This is a genomic window from Variovorax sp. EL159, assembly GCF_900100965.1.
GTDB lineage: Bacteria > Pseudomonadota > Gammaproteobacteria > Burkholderiales > Burkholderiaceae_C > Variovorax.
In genome coordinates this window covers 534,961-551,452 of the sequence record NZ_FMUJ01000005.1, presented here as the reverse complement: position 1 = coordinate 551,452, position 16,492 = coordinate 534,961, and the positions used below count along the sequence as shown (strand labels likewise).

At 68.3% G+C, this 16,492-nt stretch carries 16 protein-coding genes; 8 read left to right on the top strand and 8 right to left on the bottom strand.

Going from position 1 to position 16,492, the window contains the following annotated elements:
* Window positions 1-54: 54 nt before the first annotated feature.
* The 4 genes from BLQ28_RS23515 to BLQ28_RS23500 all read right to left on the bottom strand — a co-directional run bounded on the left by BLQ28_RS23515 (window position 55) and on the right by BLQ28_RS23500 (window position 3,225).
* Window positions 55-846: a class I SAM-dependent methyltransferase gene (locus BLQ28_RS23515; RefSeq protein WP_218121956.1), complete on the bottom strand. Its 792-nt coding sequence runs from the start codon at window positions 844-846 to the stop codon at window positions 55-57.
* Window positions 843-1,415, bottom strand: coding sequence for a GNAT family N-acetyltransferase (locus BLQ28_RS23510; RefSeq protein WP_093245165.1), 573 nt, complete (start codon window positions 1,413-1,415; stop codon window positions 843-845). The genes BLQ28_RS23515 and BLQ28_RS23510 overlap by 4 nt, the downstream gene beginning before the upstream one ends.
* A gap of 2 nt (window positions 1,416-1,417) precedes the next feature.
* A complete protein-coding gene (locus BLQ28_RS23505) occupies window positions 1,418-2,017 on the bottom strand; it encodes a helix-turn-helix domain-containing protein (RefSeq protein ID WP_093245162.1) in 600 nt (199 codons plus the stop codon).
* Window positions 2,018-2,085: 68 nt separating this feature from the next.
* Window positions 2,086-3,225 carry an alpha/beta hydrolase family protein gene (locus BLQ28_RS23500; RefSeq protein WP_093245159.1) on the bottom strand — a complete coding sequence of 380 codons (1,140 nt, stop codon included), beginning with the start codon at window positions 3,223-3,225 and terminating at the stop codon, window positions 2,086-2,088.
* 182 nt (window positions 3,226-3,407) lie between these two features.
* Between BLQ28_RS23500 and putA the strand changes: the two genes are divergently transcribed.
* Window positions 3,408-7,157, top strand: a complete 3,750-nt coding sequence (putA, locus tag BLQ28_RS23495) for a trifunctional transcriptional regulator/proline dehydrogenase/L-glutamate gamma-semialdehyde dehydrogenase (protein ID WP_093245156.1) — start codon at window positions 3,408-3,410, stop codon at window positions 7,155-7,157.
* A 27-nt stretch (window positions 7,158-7,184) separates the two neighbouring features.
* Here putA and BLQ28_RS23490 read toward each other — a convergent pair whose 3' ends face one another.
* Window positions 7,185-7,577 (bottom strand): carboxymuconolactone decarboxylase family protein, encoded by a 393-nt coding sequence (locus tag BLQ28_RS23490; RefSeq protein WP_093245153.1) that lies wholly within the window; start codon window positions 7,575-7,577, stop codon window positions 7,185-7,187.
* A gap of 56 nt (window positions 7,578-7,633) precedes the next feature.
* Window positions 7,634-8,584 (bottom strand): LysR substrate-binding domain-containing protein, encoded by a 951-nt coding sequence (locus BLQ28_RS23485; RefSeq protein WP_093245151.1) that lies wholly within the window; start codon window positions 8,582-8,584, stop codon window positions 7,634-7,636.
* Between the two features lie 183 nt (window positions 8,585-8,767).
* On the opposite strand from BLQ28_RS23485, the gene BLQ28_RS23480 reads away from it, so the two are divergent.
* From BLQ28_RS23480 to BLQ28_RS23455, 6 genes are all read left to right on the top strand, one after another.
* Window positions 8,768-10,117 carry an MFS transporter gene (locus tag BLQ28_RS23480; RefSeq protein ID WP_093245148.1) on the top strand — a complete coding sequence of 450 codons (1,350 nt, stop codon included), beginning with the start codon at window positions 8,768-8,770 and terminating at the stop codon, window positions 10,115-10,117.
* A 43-nt stretch (window positions 10,118-10,160) separates the two neighbouring features.
* Window positions 10,161-10,688, top strand: a complete 528-nt coding sequence (gene uraD, locus BLQ28_RS23475; protein ID WP_093245145.1) for a 2-oxo-4-hydroxy-4-carboxy-5-ureidoimidazoline decarboxylase — start codon at window positions 10,161-10,163, stop codon at window positions 10,686-10,688.
* A 125-nt stretch (window positions 10,689-10,813) separates the two neighbouring features.
* Window positions 10,814-11,332: a hydroxyisourate hydrolase gene (locus BLQ28_RS23470; RefSeq protein ID WP_093245142.1), complete on the top strand. Its 519-nt coding sequence runs from the start codon at window positions 10,814-10,816 to the stop codon at window positions 11,330-11,332.
* Window positions 11,333-11,389: 57 nt separating this feature from the next.
* Complete coding sequence (gene uraH, locus BLQ28_RS23465) at window positions 11,390-11,725, top strand: hydroxyisourate hydrolase (protein WP_093245139.1); 336 nt, start codon at window positions 11,390-11,392, stop codon at window positions 11,723-11,725.
* 21 nt (window positions 11,726-11,746) lie between these two features.
* Window positions 11,747-12,226: a nucleoside deaminase gene (locus tag BLQ28_RS23460; RefSeq protein WP_093245137.1), complete on the top strand. Its 480-nt coding sequence runs from the start codon at window positions 11,747-11,749 to the stop codon at window positions 12,224-12,226.
* Window positions 12,227-12,348: 122 nt separating this feature from the next.
* On the top strand, window positions 12,349-12,654 hold the full coding sequence (locus tag BLQ28_RS23455) for an I78 family peptidase inhibitor (RefSeq protein ID WP_218121955.1): 306 nt from the start codon (window positions 12,349-12,351) through the stop codon (window positions 12,652-12,654).
* Between the two features lie 33 nt (window positions 12,655-12,687).
* Here BLQ28_RS23455 and BLQ28_RS23450 read toward each other — a convergent pair whose 3' ends face one another.
* Complete coding sequence (locus BLQ28_RS23450) at window positions 12,688-14,400, bottom strand: CocE/NonD family hydrolase (RefSeq protein ID WP_093245135.1); 1,713 nt, start codon at window positions 14,398-14,400, stop codon at window positions 12,688-12,690.
* A 127-nt stretch (window positions 14,401-14,527) separates the two neighbouring features.
* Between BLQ28_RS23450 and BLQ28_RS23445 the strand changes: the two genes are divergently transcribed.
* The gene (locus BLQ28_RS23445; protein ID WP_093245132.1) at window positions 14,528-15,160 is read left to right on the top strand and encodes a TetR/AcrR family transcriptional regulator; all 633 of its coding nucleotides are present in this window, start codon (window positions 14,528-14,530) and stop codon (window positions 15,158-15,160) included.
* A 54-nt stretch (window positions 15,161-15,214) separates the two neighbouring features.
* Here BLQ28_RS23445 and BLQ28_RS23440 read toward each other — a convergent pair whose 3' ends face one another.
* Window positions 15,215-16,444: an MFS transporter gene (locus BLQ28_RS23440; protein WP_093245130.1), complete on the bottom strand. Its 1,230-nt coding sequence runs from the start codon at window positions 16,442-16,444 to the stop codon at window positions 15,215-15,217.
* Window positions 16,445-16,492 lie beyond the last annotated feature (48 nt).

Sequence of the window (16,492 nt, the reverse complement as noted above, 5' to 3'; positions counted from 1 at the left end):
CGCACCGTATCTGGCGGGGTGCCGGACAAGCTGCGATACAAAAATCTTTGCGACTCAAGCCGCCGCGGGTTTGACCGCGTCCAACCAGAACAGTTTCTGCCGCATCGTCAGCGGACCGTGGCCCTGAATGCGCAGGTGCAAGCGCTCGAGCGCGACGCGGCATCCGTCGATGGTGAACTCAGGGCACACATAAGGCACGTGCTTCAGGTACCAGGCGAACGCACCGACGTCGTCGAAGGAAAGCACCTCGGCGCCCTCTTCGCCATGCGTGACGCTCAGGCCCGAGCGCGTGATCTGATCGACGGCAGTGTCCAGTTGCCATCGCAGAGAACCGGGCATGGGCAGATCCAGCAACGCATAGCAATCCGCATTGAAGTCCGACGCGACCTGCTGCGTGACGAAGCGCCCGCCAGTGGCAAGGATGCGATGCACATCGCTCGCAACGAAAGACTCGTGCCGATTGACGACCAGATGGAACGATGCATCCGCGAACGGCAGCCGCGCTTGATCTTCTTCGCCCTGCACCTGCGCCGCATTGTCATCGGCACCTTCAACCTCGACCACCTCCACGCCCAGAGGCGCCAGCCGCTCGCGCGCGATGCCGACATTCGGCGCCCATCCTTCGGTGGCCACGGTGCGCGGCGGCCGGAACGCAAGCCGGCTCAACCACTCGCCGCCGCCAGTGCCCATGTCCAGCATGTCGGGCGACCGGCGCGCATGGCGATCGACCTCGGCCTCGAAGTTCCACGGCGTGGCCGTGGTCGCGATGCGTCCGCTGCACGACAGATCCCATCCGACGAGGGGCGTTGCATCCGCCTCCAGCAGCAGCCGATCGAGTTCGGTCACGGCGCAGCGACCGCACCCAATGCCTGAGCCCCGGCACCGAGTTCGCGATAGAAATAGGTGGTGCCGCACAGGCCGCCTTCGGGCAGCAGCGCATAGCCGGGAATCCCGCCCACCCGCTGCCAGCCGACGCGGGCATAGAGCCGCGCGGCCTCGGCGCTCGACGTGTCGAGCACCAGCAGCGTCTTGCGATGCGCGTGCGCCTCTTTCTCGGCCGCCTGCATCAGCAGCGCGCCGAGGCCCTGGCGGCGTGCCCGGCGATGCACGAGCATCTTCGCCACCTCGCCGCGGTGCGGCTGGTTCTCGGGCTGGGCGAGCACGAGTTGCACCGTGCCGACGATGCCCTCGTCGTCTTCGGCCACGAGCAGCACGCGCTCGCCGCGCGCCACGCCATCGGCCACGCCTCGCCAGAAGGCACAGGCGCGCTCGAACGACAGCGGCTGCATGAAGCTCACCGACGCGCCGCCCGCGACGCAATCGATGAGCACGTGGGCCAGCGCATGCACCTGCGCGTCGGTCACGGTGGGCAGCGCACGAATGTGCGGGGTATGGGTGGGTGTGTCGGTGGTCATATTCATCTCCATGAGGAAGCGGTCGAACTGGTGATCACGACCGCGTAGCGCGCGGTCTTGCGGGTGGGGTTGTGATAGCTCATGGGGCGGTCGAGCGTGAGTGCGAGGCAGTCACCGGCATCGAGCAGATGGCGGTCGTCGCCCACCGTGACTTCGATGCGGCCCTCGAGCACCCACACCTGCTGGTGCACCTTGGGCTCTCGCGCGCCGGTCTCGTAGGCCACGCGGGCCTTCGGTGGAAACTGCACTTCGACGATCTGGATCGGCGAGGCCGCGCTGCCCGGCGACACGTTCCTGCGCACATAGCCCGAGTGCGGATCGCGCCACAGCAACTGGTCGGCCAGCCGCGACACGGGGCCGGGCGTGGCCACGGGCTCTTCGAACAGCGAAGCCAACGGAACGCCCAGGCCGGTGGCGAGCTTTTCGAGCACCACGGCGGTCGGGCTGCTTTCGCCGCGTTCGATCAGCGAGATCATCGAACGGCTGACGCCGCAGTGCGTGGCCAGCGCATCGAGCGACAGCTCGCGCGCCGCGCGAAGGTCGCGCACGCGCTGGGCGATGCGGTCGTTCAGGCCGAGGGGTTCTTTTGTTGCTTCTGTCATATTGGATGAAATATCCAATATGACGGATGACACGTCAAGTGCCCGTCAGGTGCCGAATGGCGTACGTATCAACGCGAAGGGCCGAGCAGCACGCCGCGCGCGGCCACTGAAGGAAAGACGCACGCCACGTCATGTGCGCAGCCAGGCACCACGACGACCTCGCGGCGCTTGTCGGGTGCGAGCAGCGCCCTGTCGTACTGCGCGTAGGCCAGGCCGCGCTGCATGCGGTACGGGCCCTGCGCAGCAGCCGCGCAGGATTTGTCGAGGATGCCGTAGTAGGTGCCTTTGGCATCGCTGCTGTCGAGCGCGCCTTCGAGGTAGCTGACGTCGGCGGCGGCATAGCGCTGGCGCGCCTGCGCGGCATTGCGGCCGAGGCTGGCGGGCAAGGCGTCGGTGCCGTACTTCCAGCGGTTCAGTGCAGGGCAGGCGCCGTCGGCCGCCACCGAAAAGGTCAGCGTGCAGTTGCGCAGGGTGTCCGCCCCGCTGCCGCAAGCCGCCCATGCGACAGCCACGCCATCGCGCATCGGCTGCGGCCGCACGGGATCGAAGTAGAGCCACGTGCCGGGGTCGGCGACCACATAGCGCACGGCCACCGAACCCGCCTGCCGCTCCTGCGCGAAGCCGATGTAGTGCTGCACCATCTGCGCGCCGGCCGAGAAGCCGGCGATGGTGACGGTGCGCAGGCTGGGCCAACGCTGCGTGAGCTCGGTCACCAGCGCGTCCATGGCTGCGAACGATGTGATGCCGTTGCCATTGCCGGCACGGCCGCCTTCGAGCCACGAACCGCAGGTCCACAGCAGGTCGCCCGCTTCGGCTGCCGGCACGCCCGGCGTGCTGCACTTGCCGGCCTTGTCTTGCGCGACCTGGAAGACGGGTGCGACGACCAGCGTGTCGGCCAATGCGCCGGCACCGCGCACCGCCTGCAAGGCGGCATCGAAGGTCTTGTTGGCATCGCGGGGGTGGCCATGCATCGCAATGAGCGCGCGGGTCGGGCCCGCGGGCGTGGCGACATCGGGCGACAGCGACGCGTAGTAGTGCAGCGCCCCGCCAGACTGCGGCGGCTGGAACGACAGGTAGCAAGCCGAAGACGCGGACGCGGTGCAGTCGGCACCTTGCGTGGCGCCCTGCACGCCCTGCGTACTTTGCGCACCCGCGTGCAGGCTTGCCAGCACCAGGCATCCGGCCACGAGACAAGACCATCCGTGCATCGGTCGACTCCCTTGCATTGCTCGCCCTGGGGCGGGACATGGATTCTCGCTCCGGCCCTTGATAGCCTGGACGGGAAGGCGTCTGATCGCCTAGTGATTTGCTCGGCGAGCAAGCCATTCTTCGAACAGACATTCGCCTTGCGCGGAGAGATCATCCAACTTGTCACCAGACCGGATTCGATATGCCCGCTCCCAGCCCTTCCGCCCCGCCCTCCTTTTCATCCCCCGCCTTTGCCGATGGCCTGCCAGAGCGGCCTTCCGCGTTGCGCGAGCAGATCACGGCAGCCAGCCGGCGCGCCGAACCGGAAGCCCTGCCACCCTTGCTGGCACAGGCACGCTTGCCGGACGGCCTTGCACAGGAAGCCCACGCCCTGGCCCACCGAATCGCCCACCAACTGCGCGCGCGCAAGAACGCCAGCGGCCGCGCCGGCCTCGTGCAGGGGCTGCTGCAGGAGTACGCGCTGTCGTCGCAGGAAGGCGTCGCGCTGATGTGCCTGGCCGAAGCGCTGCTGCGCATTCCCGATGCCGAGACGCGCAACGCGCTGATCCGCGACAAGATCGCGCACGGCCAGTGGCAATCGCATGCGGGCCGCAGCCCCTCGGTGTTCGTCAACGCGGCAACCTGGGGCCTGCTGCTGACCGGCAAGCTGGTCGCCACGCACAGCGAAACGGGCCTGTCGACCATCCTCACGCGGCTGATCGGCAAAGGCGGCGAACCGCTGATCCGCAAGGGCGTGGACATGGCGATGCGGATGATGGGCGAGCAGTTCGTCACCGGCGAGACGATCGCGCAGGCGCTGGGCAACGCGCGCGAGCTGGAAGCGCAGGGCTTTCGCTATTCCTACGACATGCTCGGCGAAGCGGCGCTGACCACCGAGGATGCGAAGCGCTACCGCGTCGCGTACGAAGAGGCGATCCATGCGATCGGCCGGGCGTCGAACGGGCGCGGCGTGTACGAGGGGCCGGGCATCTCGATCAAGCTGTCGGCGCTGCACCCACGCTACAGCCGCGCGCAGCACGCACGCGTGATGGCCGAGCTGTACCCGGTGCTGTGCGAGCTTGCGCTGCTGGCGCAGGCCTACAACATCGGCCTGAACATCGACGCGGAAGAAGCCGACCGGCTCGAACTCTCGCTCGACCTGCTGGAGCGCCTGTGCTTCGAGCCCGCGCTCGCGGGCTGGAACGGCATCGGCTTCGTGATCCAGGCCTACCAGAAGCGCTGCCCCTTCGTGATCGACTTCGTGATCGACCTGGCGCGCCGCAGCCGGCACCGGCTGATGGTGCGGCTGGTGAAAGGCGCCTACTGGGACAGCGAGATCAAGCGCGCGCAGATCGATGGGCTCGCGGGCTACCCGGTGTACACGCGCAAGGCCTACACCGACGTGTCGTACCTTGCCTGCGCGCGCCGGCTGCTCGATGCGCCCGAACAGGTGTACCCGCAGTTCGCCACGCACAACGCCCACACGCTGGCCGCCATCTACACAATGGCCGGCCCGTCGCGCTACGTGCCGGGGCAGTACGAGTTCCAGTGCCTGCACGGCATGGGCGAGCCGCTTTATGAACAGGTGGTGGGCCCGCTCGGTCGGCCCTGCCGCATCTATGCGCCGGTGGGCACGCACGAGACGCTGCTCGCCTACCTCGTGCGGCGCCTGCTGGAAAACGGCGCCAACACCTCGTTCGTCAACCGCATCGCGGACCCGACGATCTCGCTCGATGCGCTGGTCGAAGACCCGGTGGCCACGGTCGAGCACATGGCGGCGCGCGAAGGCACGCTGGGGCTGCCGCATCCGTCGATCCCGCTGCCGGCGGCGCTCTATGGCGCGCCGCGCGCCAACTCGCAAGGGCTCGACCTGGCGAACGACGACAGCCTGCGCGCGCTCGGCGAGGCGCTGCAATCGAGCGCGCGTGAAGATTGGCGCGCCATGCCGATGCTCGCCGCGCCCACGCCGGGCGCCGAAGCGGCCCGCACCGAGGCCGATGTGCTGAACCCCGCGGACCATCGCGATGTCGTCGGGCGCGTGCAGGAAGCGACGATGGCCGATGTCGAATCGGCCATCGCACAGGCCGATGGCGCGGCCGCGGCATGGGCCGCCACGCCGCCCGCCGCGCGCGCCGCCCTGCTGGAACGCGCGGCCGACCTGCTCGAAACCCGCATGCCGCGCCTGATCGGCCTGCTGGCACGCGAGGCCGGAAAGACCAGCGCCAACGCCATCGCCGAAGTGCGCGAGGCGGTCGACTTCCTGCGTTACTACGCGGCGCAGGCCCGCAGCGATTTCTCGAACGACACGCACCGGGCGCTGGGCCCGATGGTCTGCATCAGTCCGTGGAATTTTCCGCTCGCGATCTTCACCGGCCAGGTGGCGGCCGCGCTCGCGGCAGGCAACCCGGTGCTGGCCAAGCCGGCCGAGCAGACGCCACTGGTTGCGGCCGAAGCGATCCGCATGCTGTGGGAGGCCGGCGTGCCCCGTGCCGCCGTGCAGTTGCTGCCCGGCCGCGGCGAGACCGTGGGCGCCGCGCTGGTCGCGGATGCGCGCGTGCAGGGCGTGATGTTCACGGGCTCGACGGAGGTGGCGCGCATCCTGCAAAAGACGCTTTCGCAGCGCCTCGGTGCGCATGGCGCGCCGGTGCCGCTCATCGCGGAGACGGGCGGGCAGAACGCGATGATCGTCGACTCGTCGGCGCTGGTGGAGCAGGTGGTCATCGACGTGATGGCTTCGGCCTTCGACAGCGCCGGCCAGCGCTGCTCGGCCTTGCGCGTGCTGTGCGTGCAGGAAGAAGCCGCCGACCGCCTGATCGAGATGCTCAAGGGCGCCATGGCCGAGAGCTGCATCGGCAACCCCGCGCGGCTGGCCGTGGACGTGGGCCCGGTGATCGACGCCGAAGCGCGCGACGGCATCGAGCGCCACATCGCGACGCTGCGCGAACGCGGCCGCAAGGTCTATCGCCAGGGCCGCGAGCACGGCCACGACACGCGCCATGGCACCTTCGTGATGCCCACGCTGATCGAGCTCGACAGCATCGCGGAGCTGCAGCGCGAGGTGTTCGGCCCGGTGCTGCACCTGGTGCGCTACCGCCGCCGCGACCTGCCCGCGCTGGTGAGCCAGATCAACGGCACCGGCTACGGGCTGACGCTGGGCGTGCACACCCGCATCGACGAAACGATCGCGCAGATCGTGGACCACGCGAAGGCGGGGAACATCTACGTGAACCGCAACATCGTCGGTGCGGTGGTCGGCGTGCAGCCCTTTGGCGGCGAAGGCCTGTCGGGCACAGGCCCGAAGGCGGGCGGACCGCTGTACATGGTGCGCATGCTGTCGCAGCGGCCCGACGATGCGCTGGTGCGCGCCATGAAGCACGCGGGCGACACCGGCCATGGTGCCGCGCTGCCGTTGCTGGGCCGATGGGCCAAGGACACCGGCCGGCAGGCGCTGGCCGCGCAGTGCGAGCACTTCGCCGCCGTGGCGCGCGCCGGCTGCTCACGCACGCTGACCGGGCCGACGGGCGAGCGCAACGTCTACACGCTGCTGCCGCGCGACGCGGTGCTGTGCCTGGCCGGCACCGAGGCCGAGGCCGACCGGCTGGTGCAACTGGCGGCGGTACTGTCGGTGGGCAGCTCGGCGATCTGGCCCGCGGATGCCGAGGCGCAGAGCCTGCGTGCGTCGCTGCCGGCCGATGTGCAGCAGTGCGTGGCCATTGCGAGCGACTGGGCCGCGCCCACCGTGGCCTTCGATGCGGCCCTGTACCACGGCGATGCCGACGGGCTTTCAGGCGTGATGCAACGCATCGCGTCGCGGCCGGGGCCCATCGTGGGGGTGCGCGCCTTTGCCACCGGCGATGCCGGCATCCCACTCGAAAGCCTGGTGGTCGAACGCGCGCTCAGCATCAACACGGCGGCGGCCGGCGGCAACGCGAGCCTCATGACCATCGGCTGAACGCCGCGCTATTCGTCGAGCGCCCTGCTACTTGTCGAACGCCGGATCGATCGGCACGCGGTAGCCGTTCACGAGCCGGTTGGTCTCGTTGGCCATGCCGACCACGCCCATCAGCTCGGCGAACATCGCGGGCGTCATGCCGGCTTTTTCCGCGCCGGCGTGGTGGCTCGCGATGCAGTAGCCGCAGTTGTTGGTGACGCTCACGGCAAGGTAGACCATTTCCTTCACGACCGGATCGAGCGCGCCCGGCGTCATCACCTCTTTCAGGCTGCTCCAGGTGCGCTTGAGCGTGGCGGGGTCGTTGGCGAGGTACTTCCAGAAGTTGTTGACGTCGGGCACGTTGCGCGATGTCTTGATGTCGTCGAAGACGGCGCGGACTTCGTCGGAGGCGTTGGCGTATTCGATGGGCTGGGGTTTCATGCAAGGCTCCTGGATTGAACGCTGTGGCGGGGTACGGTATCAGCCCCTGGGGGCCGTCACTCGCCCGATGCCCCTGGGGCCGCCTGCGCCAGGTGGCCGCCCACCGTCGAGAGCAGGCCGCGCAGCCAGCGGTGGGCGCCCTGGTGCTGCGAGCGCTCGTGCCACAGCTGGTAGAAGCGCATGCGCGGAAACCCTTCGGGGGCAGTCACGCTCACCACCGGCAGGCCGCGCGTGAACTGCTCGGCGAAGTGGCGGGCGGTGGTGAAGACGAGGTCGCTTTCGGCCACCAGGTAGGGCGCCATGGCGTAGTAAGGCACGAACACGCGCGCGTCGCGGGTTTGCCGCAGCCCGGCCAGGTGGCTGTCGACCACCGTGCGATGCGACTTGGCAAAGGGCGTGGGCACCACGTGGGCGGCCGCCAGGTAGCGCGGCAGCGTCATCGCGCCCGGCGCGGCCAGCGGGTTGTGCGGGCTCATCATGCAGACCAGTTCGTCTTCGATCAGCAGCGACAGGTGCATGCGCTCGGGCGGCAGCGGCCAGTTGCCGATCACGATGTCGAGCTCGCCCTGCGCCAGCGCACGCTCGTAGTCGTAGCCGGGCGTCAGCGGATGGATCAGCAGGCGCGCCTGCGGTGCCTCGGTGCGAAAGCGCCCCACCAGCTCGGCCATGAAGCTGGCGGCCAGGTAGTCGGGCGTGGCGATGGTGAAGGTCGCGGTGCTGGCACCGGACTCGAAGCGCTCGGGCCCGGCGAGCATGCGATCGATTTCGCCCAGCACCTCGCGTGCGCTCTCGCGCAGCTGCAGCGCGCGGGCGGTGGGCACCATGCCGCCGCGCTCGCGCACCAGGATCGGGTCGCCGAAGGCGTCGCGCAGGCGCCGCAGGGCCGCGCTGATGGCGGGCTGGGTCTGGTTCATGCGCACCGCGGCGCGCGAAACGCTGCGCTCGGCCACCAGCGCCGCCAGCACGCGCAGCAGGTGGATGTCGACAAGGTCCTGGCTTCTCGTCATGTGTCTAGGGGTTCGACCGGATGGCGCGCCATGGGGTGGCACGACCTATCGCGCTGGGTTATGCCGCACATTCCGCACGCCATGCGCGTGCCCGGACCATTGTGCCTACAGTGCGCTCGCAGGCGGCGTTCCCTTTGCCGGACCGGGCCGCAACGCCTAACACCAAGGACCTCGGAGACAAGCATGACAACCACCGCAGCGGCCGCATCCGTCCGGCCTTCCGCCACCCCGTCCGAGCTGGACGGGGTCTACCGCAAGATCATCTGGCGGCTCATCCCCTTCCTGATGCTGCTGTGGGTGCTGGCCTGGCTCGACCGGGTCAACATCGGGTTCATCAAGCTGACGATGCTGGACGAGCTCAAGTGGAGCGAGGCGATGTACGGCCTGGGCGCGGGCATCTTCTTTCTGGGCTACTTTTTCTTCGAGGTGCCCAGCAACCTGCTGCTGCAGCGCATCGGGGCCAAGAAGACCATCATGCGCATCACGATCGGCTGGGGCCTGACCTCGATCGCCACGATGTTCGTGAAGACGCCGGAGATGTTCTATTTCCTGCGCTTCCTGCTGGGCGTGTTCGAGGCCGGCTTCTACCCCGGCATCATCCTGTACCTGACCTACTGGTTCCCGAACGACCGGCGCGCCAAGGCCTTCGGCATGTTCATGTCGGCCTCGGCCTTCGCGGGGGTGATCGGCGGGCCGCTGGCCGGCACCATCATGACCCGCATGCACGGGCTGAACGGCTGGTCGGGCTGGCAGTGGGTGCTGCTGCTCGAGGGCATTCCCTCGGTGATCGCCGGCTTCGTCACGTACTTCTATCTCACCGACCGGCCCGGGCAGGCCCACTGGCTCACGGCACGCGAGCGCCAGCTGGTGCATGAAGACCTGGAGCGCGATGGCCGCGCACTGGGGCAGCGCGAGCACAGCATGCTGGCCTCGCTCAGGAGCGGACGCATCTGGCTGCTGATCCTGATCTTCTTCTGCGTCATCGCCGCCAACTCTTCGCTGACGTTCTACGGCCCCACGCTGGTCAAGGAAGTGGGCTTCACCAGTCCGGTGACGGTGGGCTGGATCATGGCGGTGGCCTACCTGTGTGGCGCCGCCGGCATGATCTGGAACGGCTTTCACTCCGACAAGCACCAGGAGTCGCGCTGGCACTGCGGCCTGGCCGCCGCGCTGGGGGCGGTGTCGCTGCTGGCCGTCGCGCTCTTCCTGGGGCACAGCGCGCTGGCGGTGCTGGTGGGCCTGACGCTGTCCATCGTCGGCACCATGAGCGCCATCCCGGTGTTCTGGCAAATGCCCAACCGCTTCCTGGCCGGCACCGCGGCCGCCGGCGGCGTGGCGCTGATCAACTCCATCGCCAACCTGGCCGGCTTCGGCGCGCCCTGGATGCTGGGCCTCATCAAGACCTCCACCGGCAGCCTCTCGTCGGGCCTGTACGTGGTGGCGGGCATCGAGATCTGCGCCACCGTGCTGATCCTGGCCTGCGTGCCCTCGTACCGCAAGCAGCCGGCCACCGCCGCTGCTCCCGCGCACTGAATGCGCAGCAACTGCCGTCGACACCATCGCAGAGAACCCACCGATGACCCTCACCGCCACCCGCCTGAACCTGGCCGCGCTCAATGACATGGACCGCGACGCCTTCGTCGCCGCCGTCGGCCCGACCTTCGAGAACTCCCCCTGGGTCGCGCAGGCCGCCTGGGCACGCCGGCCCTTCGCCGACGTCGGTGCACTGCACGCCGCCATGCTCGACGTGGTTCGCGAAGCGCCGCAGGAGCGCCGCCTCGCCTTTCTTTGCAGCCACCCGGAGCTGGCCGGCCGCGAAGCGCAGGACGGCACGATGACCGCCGAATCCGTTGGCGAGCAGCGCAGCGCCGGGCTCGACGCGCTCAGCCGCGACGAGCTGGCCGAGATGCAGTACCTGAACCGCGCCTACCGCGCGCGCCACGGCTTCCCTTTCATCATCGCCGTGCGCCGCAACACCAGGCAGCAGATCTTCGAGGCGCTGCGCGCGCGCGCCGCGGCGAGCACGGAAGCAGAGCAGCGTGCCGCGCTCGACCAGATCGGGTTCATCACCCGCGGGCGCATCGACGCCCTGCTGGACGGCTGAGGCCTTCGCCGCCCTCCCACGCCTCTTCCCGACGACACGTTCCCGTTCCTGCCGGCCGGCGCACCCGTGCGCCAGGCCCGGCGTTCACTCGCCCGCACAAGGGCATTCAACGACAGGAGACAACCATGGCGAATCAAGTCGTACCCCGCCCTGCGCGAAGGCAATTCGCGCTCTCGGGGCTGGCCCTGGGCGCGGCGGCGCTGGCACCGCGAGGCGCACTGGCGCAGCAGCCGAATGCAGCGCCGGCCGGCCCGGCCCAGGCCAGCGGCCCCATCGTGCTGCACGGCGTGAGCCCGCGCCTGACGGTGCATGCGCTGGACACCTTCCACGGCGCGGCCGCCACCGGCTTGCGCATCGATTTCTCCCGGCTGGAAGGCGATCGCTACAAGCTGCTGCGCAGCGTGGTCGTGAACGCCAACGGCCGCTCCGACGATCCGCTGCTGATCGACGAGAGCTACCAGGCAGGCGACTACGAACTGCTGCTGCACGTGGACGACTACTTCGCCGGCAAGCAGGCCAGGCTGCCCACGCCGCCGTTCCTCACCAAGCTGCCGGTGCGCATCCGCGTCGTCAACGTCGCCGAGCGCATCCACCTGCCGATCCAGTTCGGCCCGTGGAGCTACACCTATTCGCGCGGCAGCTGAACACGCATTCGTTCTTTCTGCCCACTCGATCCAATCGCACTCCCGAAAGGAAACGACATGACCGGTATCTCGACGCACGTGCTCAACATCACCACCGGACGGCCCCTGGCGGGCCTGCAGGTGGAGCTTTATGACGTGGCGACCCAGCCGCCGACGCGCCTGAACAGCACCCGCACCAACGCCGACGGCCGCACCGATGCGCCCATGCTGGCGGGCAAGGACGCGCGCACCGGCCACTTCGAGCTGCGCTTTCACGTCGGCGACCACTTCAGGGCGGCCGACGGGCTCTCGGACGTGGTGCCCGTGCGCTTTTCCATCTTCGATGCCGCGCAGCACTACCACGTGCCGATGCTGTGCGCGCCCTGGTTTTTTTCAACGTACCGCGGCAGCTGATCGCCGCAGGAGTTCCGACCGATGACGACTCACCCCGATCCCAACGCAGAAAAATACATGGTCGATGCCATCCGCCTGGCCATGCGGAACGTGCGCGAGCGCAAGACCTGGCCCTTCGGCGCCGTGCTGGTGCGCGACGGCAAGGTGCTGGCCAATGCGGTCAACGAGGTCGATGCCCTGTGCGACCCCACGGCCCACGCCGAGATGCAGGCCGTGCGCATCGCCGCCAGGACGCAGGGCGGCACCGACCTGTCGGGCAGCGTGGTGTATGCCAGCGGCTACCCGTGCCCCATGTGCCTCACGGCCATGTACCTGGCCGGCGTGAAGGAGGTCTACTACGCCTACTCCAACGAAGATGGCGAGCCGCATGACCTCTCAGCCGAGCGCGGCTACCTGGAGATCGCGCGGCCGATCGAGCAGCGCGAGATGCCCGTACGATGGCTGCCCGCGCGCGATGAGGGTGAAGACCTGTACGAAGCTTGGTCGCGCGCGACGCGCTGACGACCTGCCAGCGAGTGCCGGGGGATTCAGTTGAAGCCCCGGCACCATGGTTCAATCAAGTCGGGCGCTGGTTCGCCACCCTCACCCACAGGACGCTTCGTATTTCCAGGAAAGGACTTGCCTTGAACTTCAACCCCCAACTGATGCCGGGCAGCGCGGTGGCACTGGCCGTTGTGTTGATCGCCGGCTGCGGCACGCAGCAGCCGGCACCCGATGCCGGCGCGCCCTCCCTCTGCCGGCAAGACGCCGCCGCGGCCCTGACGGGCAAGAACCGCATCGCCGATGCCGACGCGCGGCAGGCGACCGGTGCGTCCATCGTGCGCCAGATCCAGCCCGGACAAGGCGTGACGATGGACTACCGGCGCGAGCGCGTGACGATCGAAACCGACCCGAACACCGGCAAGATCGTTCGCGCGTCTTGCGGATAGGCCGGGCAGGCCTTCGCAGCTCTCGGCCGCCGTTCAGCGCGCGGCCGGGATGACGGGCAGCAGCAGCGACGACGCGTACGGGCCGCCCGTGTACAGCGTCGTCTGCCCCGCGAACCGTTCGGCCGTGCGGTCGCCCTCGTGGTCGTGCAGCAGCACGGAACAGCCACGCATTTCCTTGCCGTAGATCTGCGGATGCGGGCCGGGCAGGTCGTGCTCGAAGTCCGAGCTTCCCACCGTCAGCACCAGCCGGTAGCCCTTCGGAAAGACGAAGCAGAGCGGCCAGATTTCGACCTGTACTTCATACACGCTGCCAGGCGTCAGCGGCTCGATGGTGTCGTGCGCATGCACCGGCCGGTAGGGCCTGGATGCCTGCGGGTCGAGCTTGCGATGCGACGCGCGCAGCCAGCCTTGCGCCAATGGCGCACGCGGGTCCACCGCGCCCACGACCAGATGCTCCTTGCCATCGGGGGCGAATGCGCGCACGGTCACGAACAGGTCCGCATCGCTGGCCGTCGAGGCGATGTGCAGCGTCGCAGCCAGCGGGCCGGTCATTTCCACATCGTGCTCGAAGGGCGCGGTGCTGAAGCTCACCGTGCCCTTCATCCCGTCGAACGCGGCATGCGATGCCGTGGATGCGGGCGCGGGTTGCAAGGCCTGCTGACCGGCATCCAGGTACAGGCGCGTCCACTCGGTGCGGGCCAGGGGCCATTCGTGCTCGGCGCGCTCGACGAACTTGTCGGCATGCCGTATCTGGAGCTTCAGCGGAGGCTCGCGGTCCCAGCCGTTGTCCTCGCCCTTGAGGAAGTGGTCGAAGAAGCGCTTCTGCAGCGCAACGCCGTAGTCCGTATAGAACTCGGTCCAGTGCTCCAGGCCATGCAGCTCGAGCCACTTCTGCGCCGAGCCCGCGCCCAGGTAGCCTTCGACGTTGCCGCGCAGGTGCAGGCCGTGGCCGCCCCAATTGCCGCAAGAGAGCACCGGCACTTCGATCGCGGCCAGGTCCGCGCGGCGCCCGTCGTAGTAGCTGTCCGTGATGCGTTCCGAGCGCAGGTGCAAAGCCGAGATGTCGACGCGATTGGCGCGCATCTCTTCGTCGCCGAGCTCCGCGGGGCCGGAGATCGGCACGCCCGTGTTGGGGTTGATGCGGCCCCGCGTGCCCAGGCCGTGCTGCACGTTTTCCACCTGTTGCGGGTACCAGACCTTCATGAAGGTGCTGAGGATGCCGCCGTGCCTGCAGGCATCCCGGTAGTAGTCCGAGAAGCCTTCGAAAGGACAGATGGCTGCGAGATGCGCAGGCCGCGTGGCCGCCACCATCCACTGCGTGGCGGCGTAGTACGACACGCCGGCCAGGCCGATCTTTCCGTTGCTCCAGGGCTGGCTGGCCGCCCACTCGATGCAATCGTGAAAGTCTTTTGCCTCGCGTGGAGAGAAGGGGTCGATCACGCCGGGTGAACGGCCGGCACCGCGTGAATCCACGCGGATGCAGATGTAGCCCAGCGGCACCCAGCGTTCGGGGTCCGCCGTTTCCCAGTTCGCATAGCGGCCGGAACTTCCTTTCAGGATTTCCGGGTGCGCCGCGACCAGCGAGTGCCACTGGACTGGATAACCGTCCTGGAACGGAAGCCCTTTGGCATACGGCCCGTAGGACATGAGCACGGGGTGACGCCCTTCGCCTGCCGGCCGAAAGACGTCCGCGCGAACGACCGACCCGTCGTCCATGGGGATCTCGACATCCCAATCGATTTGCATGACTGCTCCTTGCGTGATGGTCTGCGGATCATATTTAACGCAAGTCAACTTGCATTAGTGGTTTGCCCTACTAAAGCAAGTTGACTTGCATTAACAGGCGATGTTCTTTTCACTACCATCGGCAACCATGAAGAAACAGCCAGAAGAAGACGTGCCGGAGCCACGCCGCCGAACCGGTGGCCGCAGCGCACGCGTGCAGGCCGCGGTGCTCGGGGCCACGATGGACGAGCTCAAGGAGCACGGTTACGACGGCTTTTCCGTCGCTGCGGTCGCCGCGCGTTCGGGCGTGCACGAGACCTCGATCTACCGCCGCTGGAAATCACGCGACGGCCTGATCCTCGAGGCCACATTCGCGCTGTTCGCGCAGGACATCCCCATTCCGGATCGCGGGAGCCTGCGCGAGGACCTGGTCAACCTGCTGTCGGGTGCCGTGCGGCAGCTCAGCAGTCCGATCGGCTGGGCCGCCACGCAATTCGCGATGGCGCTGCCGCGCGAGAGCGAAATGACGCAAGAGGTGCGGCAACAGTGGGCCAAGCGCTTCGCCTCGGTGCGCGAGGTGTTCGACCGCGCCAGCCTGCGAGGGGAATGGCCCGCCGGCAAGAACCCGCAGGACATCATCGAAAGCCTTGTCGGCGCCGTCTATCTGCGCGTCCTCCATCTGCGGGAGCCGGTCACCGCCGCGCACCTGAAGCGGCTTGTGGATGCGGTGCTTCCCGTCGCTGTCGATCGCCGCCGGGAACCGGCCCGGACGGCGCCGTAGCTTCCATCCACGACTGCGCCCCTGTTCTCTGCAGTCAATGATGGAAGGGCCCAGTCAATCCCTCGCAGCCCGACGGTGACCGGGCGGAAACCCATGGCCTCGGCAATGCCACGCGATGAGCCATCCAATGCATGCCAGCGCGGCCAGCACCCACGGGAACACAGAGCTGCCCACCGTCTCCAGCAGCACGCCGCCAAGCAGCCCACTGCTTGCGAACGACAGATTGAAGACCGTGACCAGCATCGATTGCGCAACGTCTGCGTCTTTCCCCGCTGTGTCGGCCAATGCGGTTTGCAGCAACGTCGGCGCGCCGCTGAAGCTGAACCCCCACAGCACGACGCCGACGAGCATCGCCGTGGCTGACGAGCGGCAGAAGCCGAAGACCGCGCCAACCGCCGCAAACACACCCAGGGAAACAAGCAGCAGTGCGCGCGGATATCGGTCGACCAACCAGCCGATGGCCCACAGCCCGGCCATGGTGCAGAGGCCGAAAACCAACAGCACCATGTCGAGTTGCTCGGCCAACCCGACGGAAGCGAGAAAGGGCGCGATGTAGGTGTACAGCAGGTAGTGCGCAAGAATCCAGAGCATGACGACCAGCAGCACGGGCCGTACGCCGGGCGTCATCAAGACCTGACGAGGGTTCGCGCGCTGCCTGGTGGCCTGCCCTGGAAAATCGGGGACCGCCGCCAGGACCCAGGCCATCAGCATCAGCGCGGCCCCCGACATGCCGCCGAATATCCAGCGCCAACCGACGATGCGACCGAGCCAGGCGGCCAATGGCACACCCAGCGACAAGGCCAGCGGTACGCCGATCATGACCACTGCAAGCGCGCGTCCCTGCAACGGTGCCGGCACGAGCCGCCGCGCGTAGGTCGCCAGCTCGCTCCAGGCAAGGCCGGTGGCCAGCCCGACGACGAAGCGCACGACGAGCGTCAATGCGAAGTTGGACGAGAGCGCCGTGACGGCATTGCAGACGCAGAACCCTCCCAGCGCAAACAACAGCACCCTGCGCCTGGCCCATCCGCGCGTGAGCGCCGTGAACGGAATCGCGGCAAGCCCCGCGCCCAGCGCACAGAGCGTAGTGAACTGCCCCGCCCACCCCTGCGACACGCCGAGGCCGTGCGCGATCTGCGGCAGAAGCCCCGCGGGCACCGTCTCGTTGGCCGTCGCGACGAAGCTGGTCAACGTCAGCGCCAACAGCGCGGCGAAAGGAAGCCGGTCGGCTCGGTCTGGTTCATGGGGACGGAATGCGCTGGGCCGGGCATCGGCAGGTTGGGTCATATGTGGCGTTGCCTCTTGTCATGAGTCCTTCGCGAGGACGACAAGCGC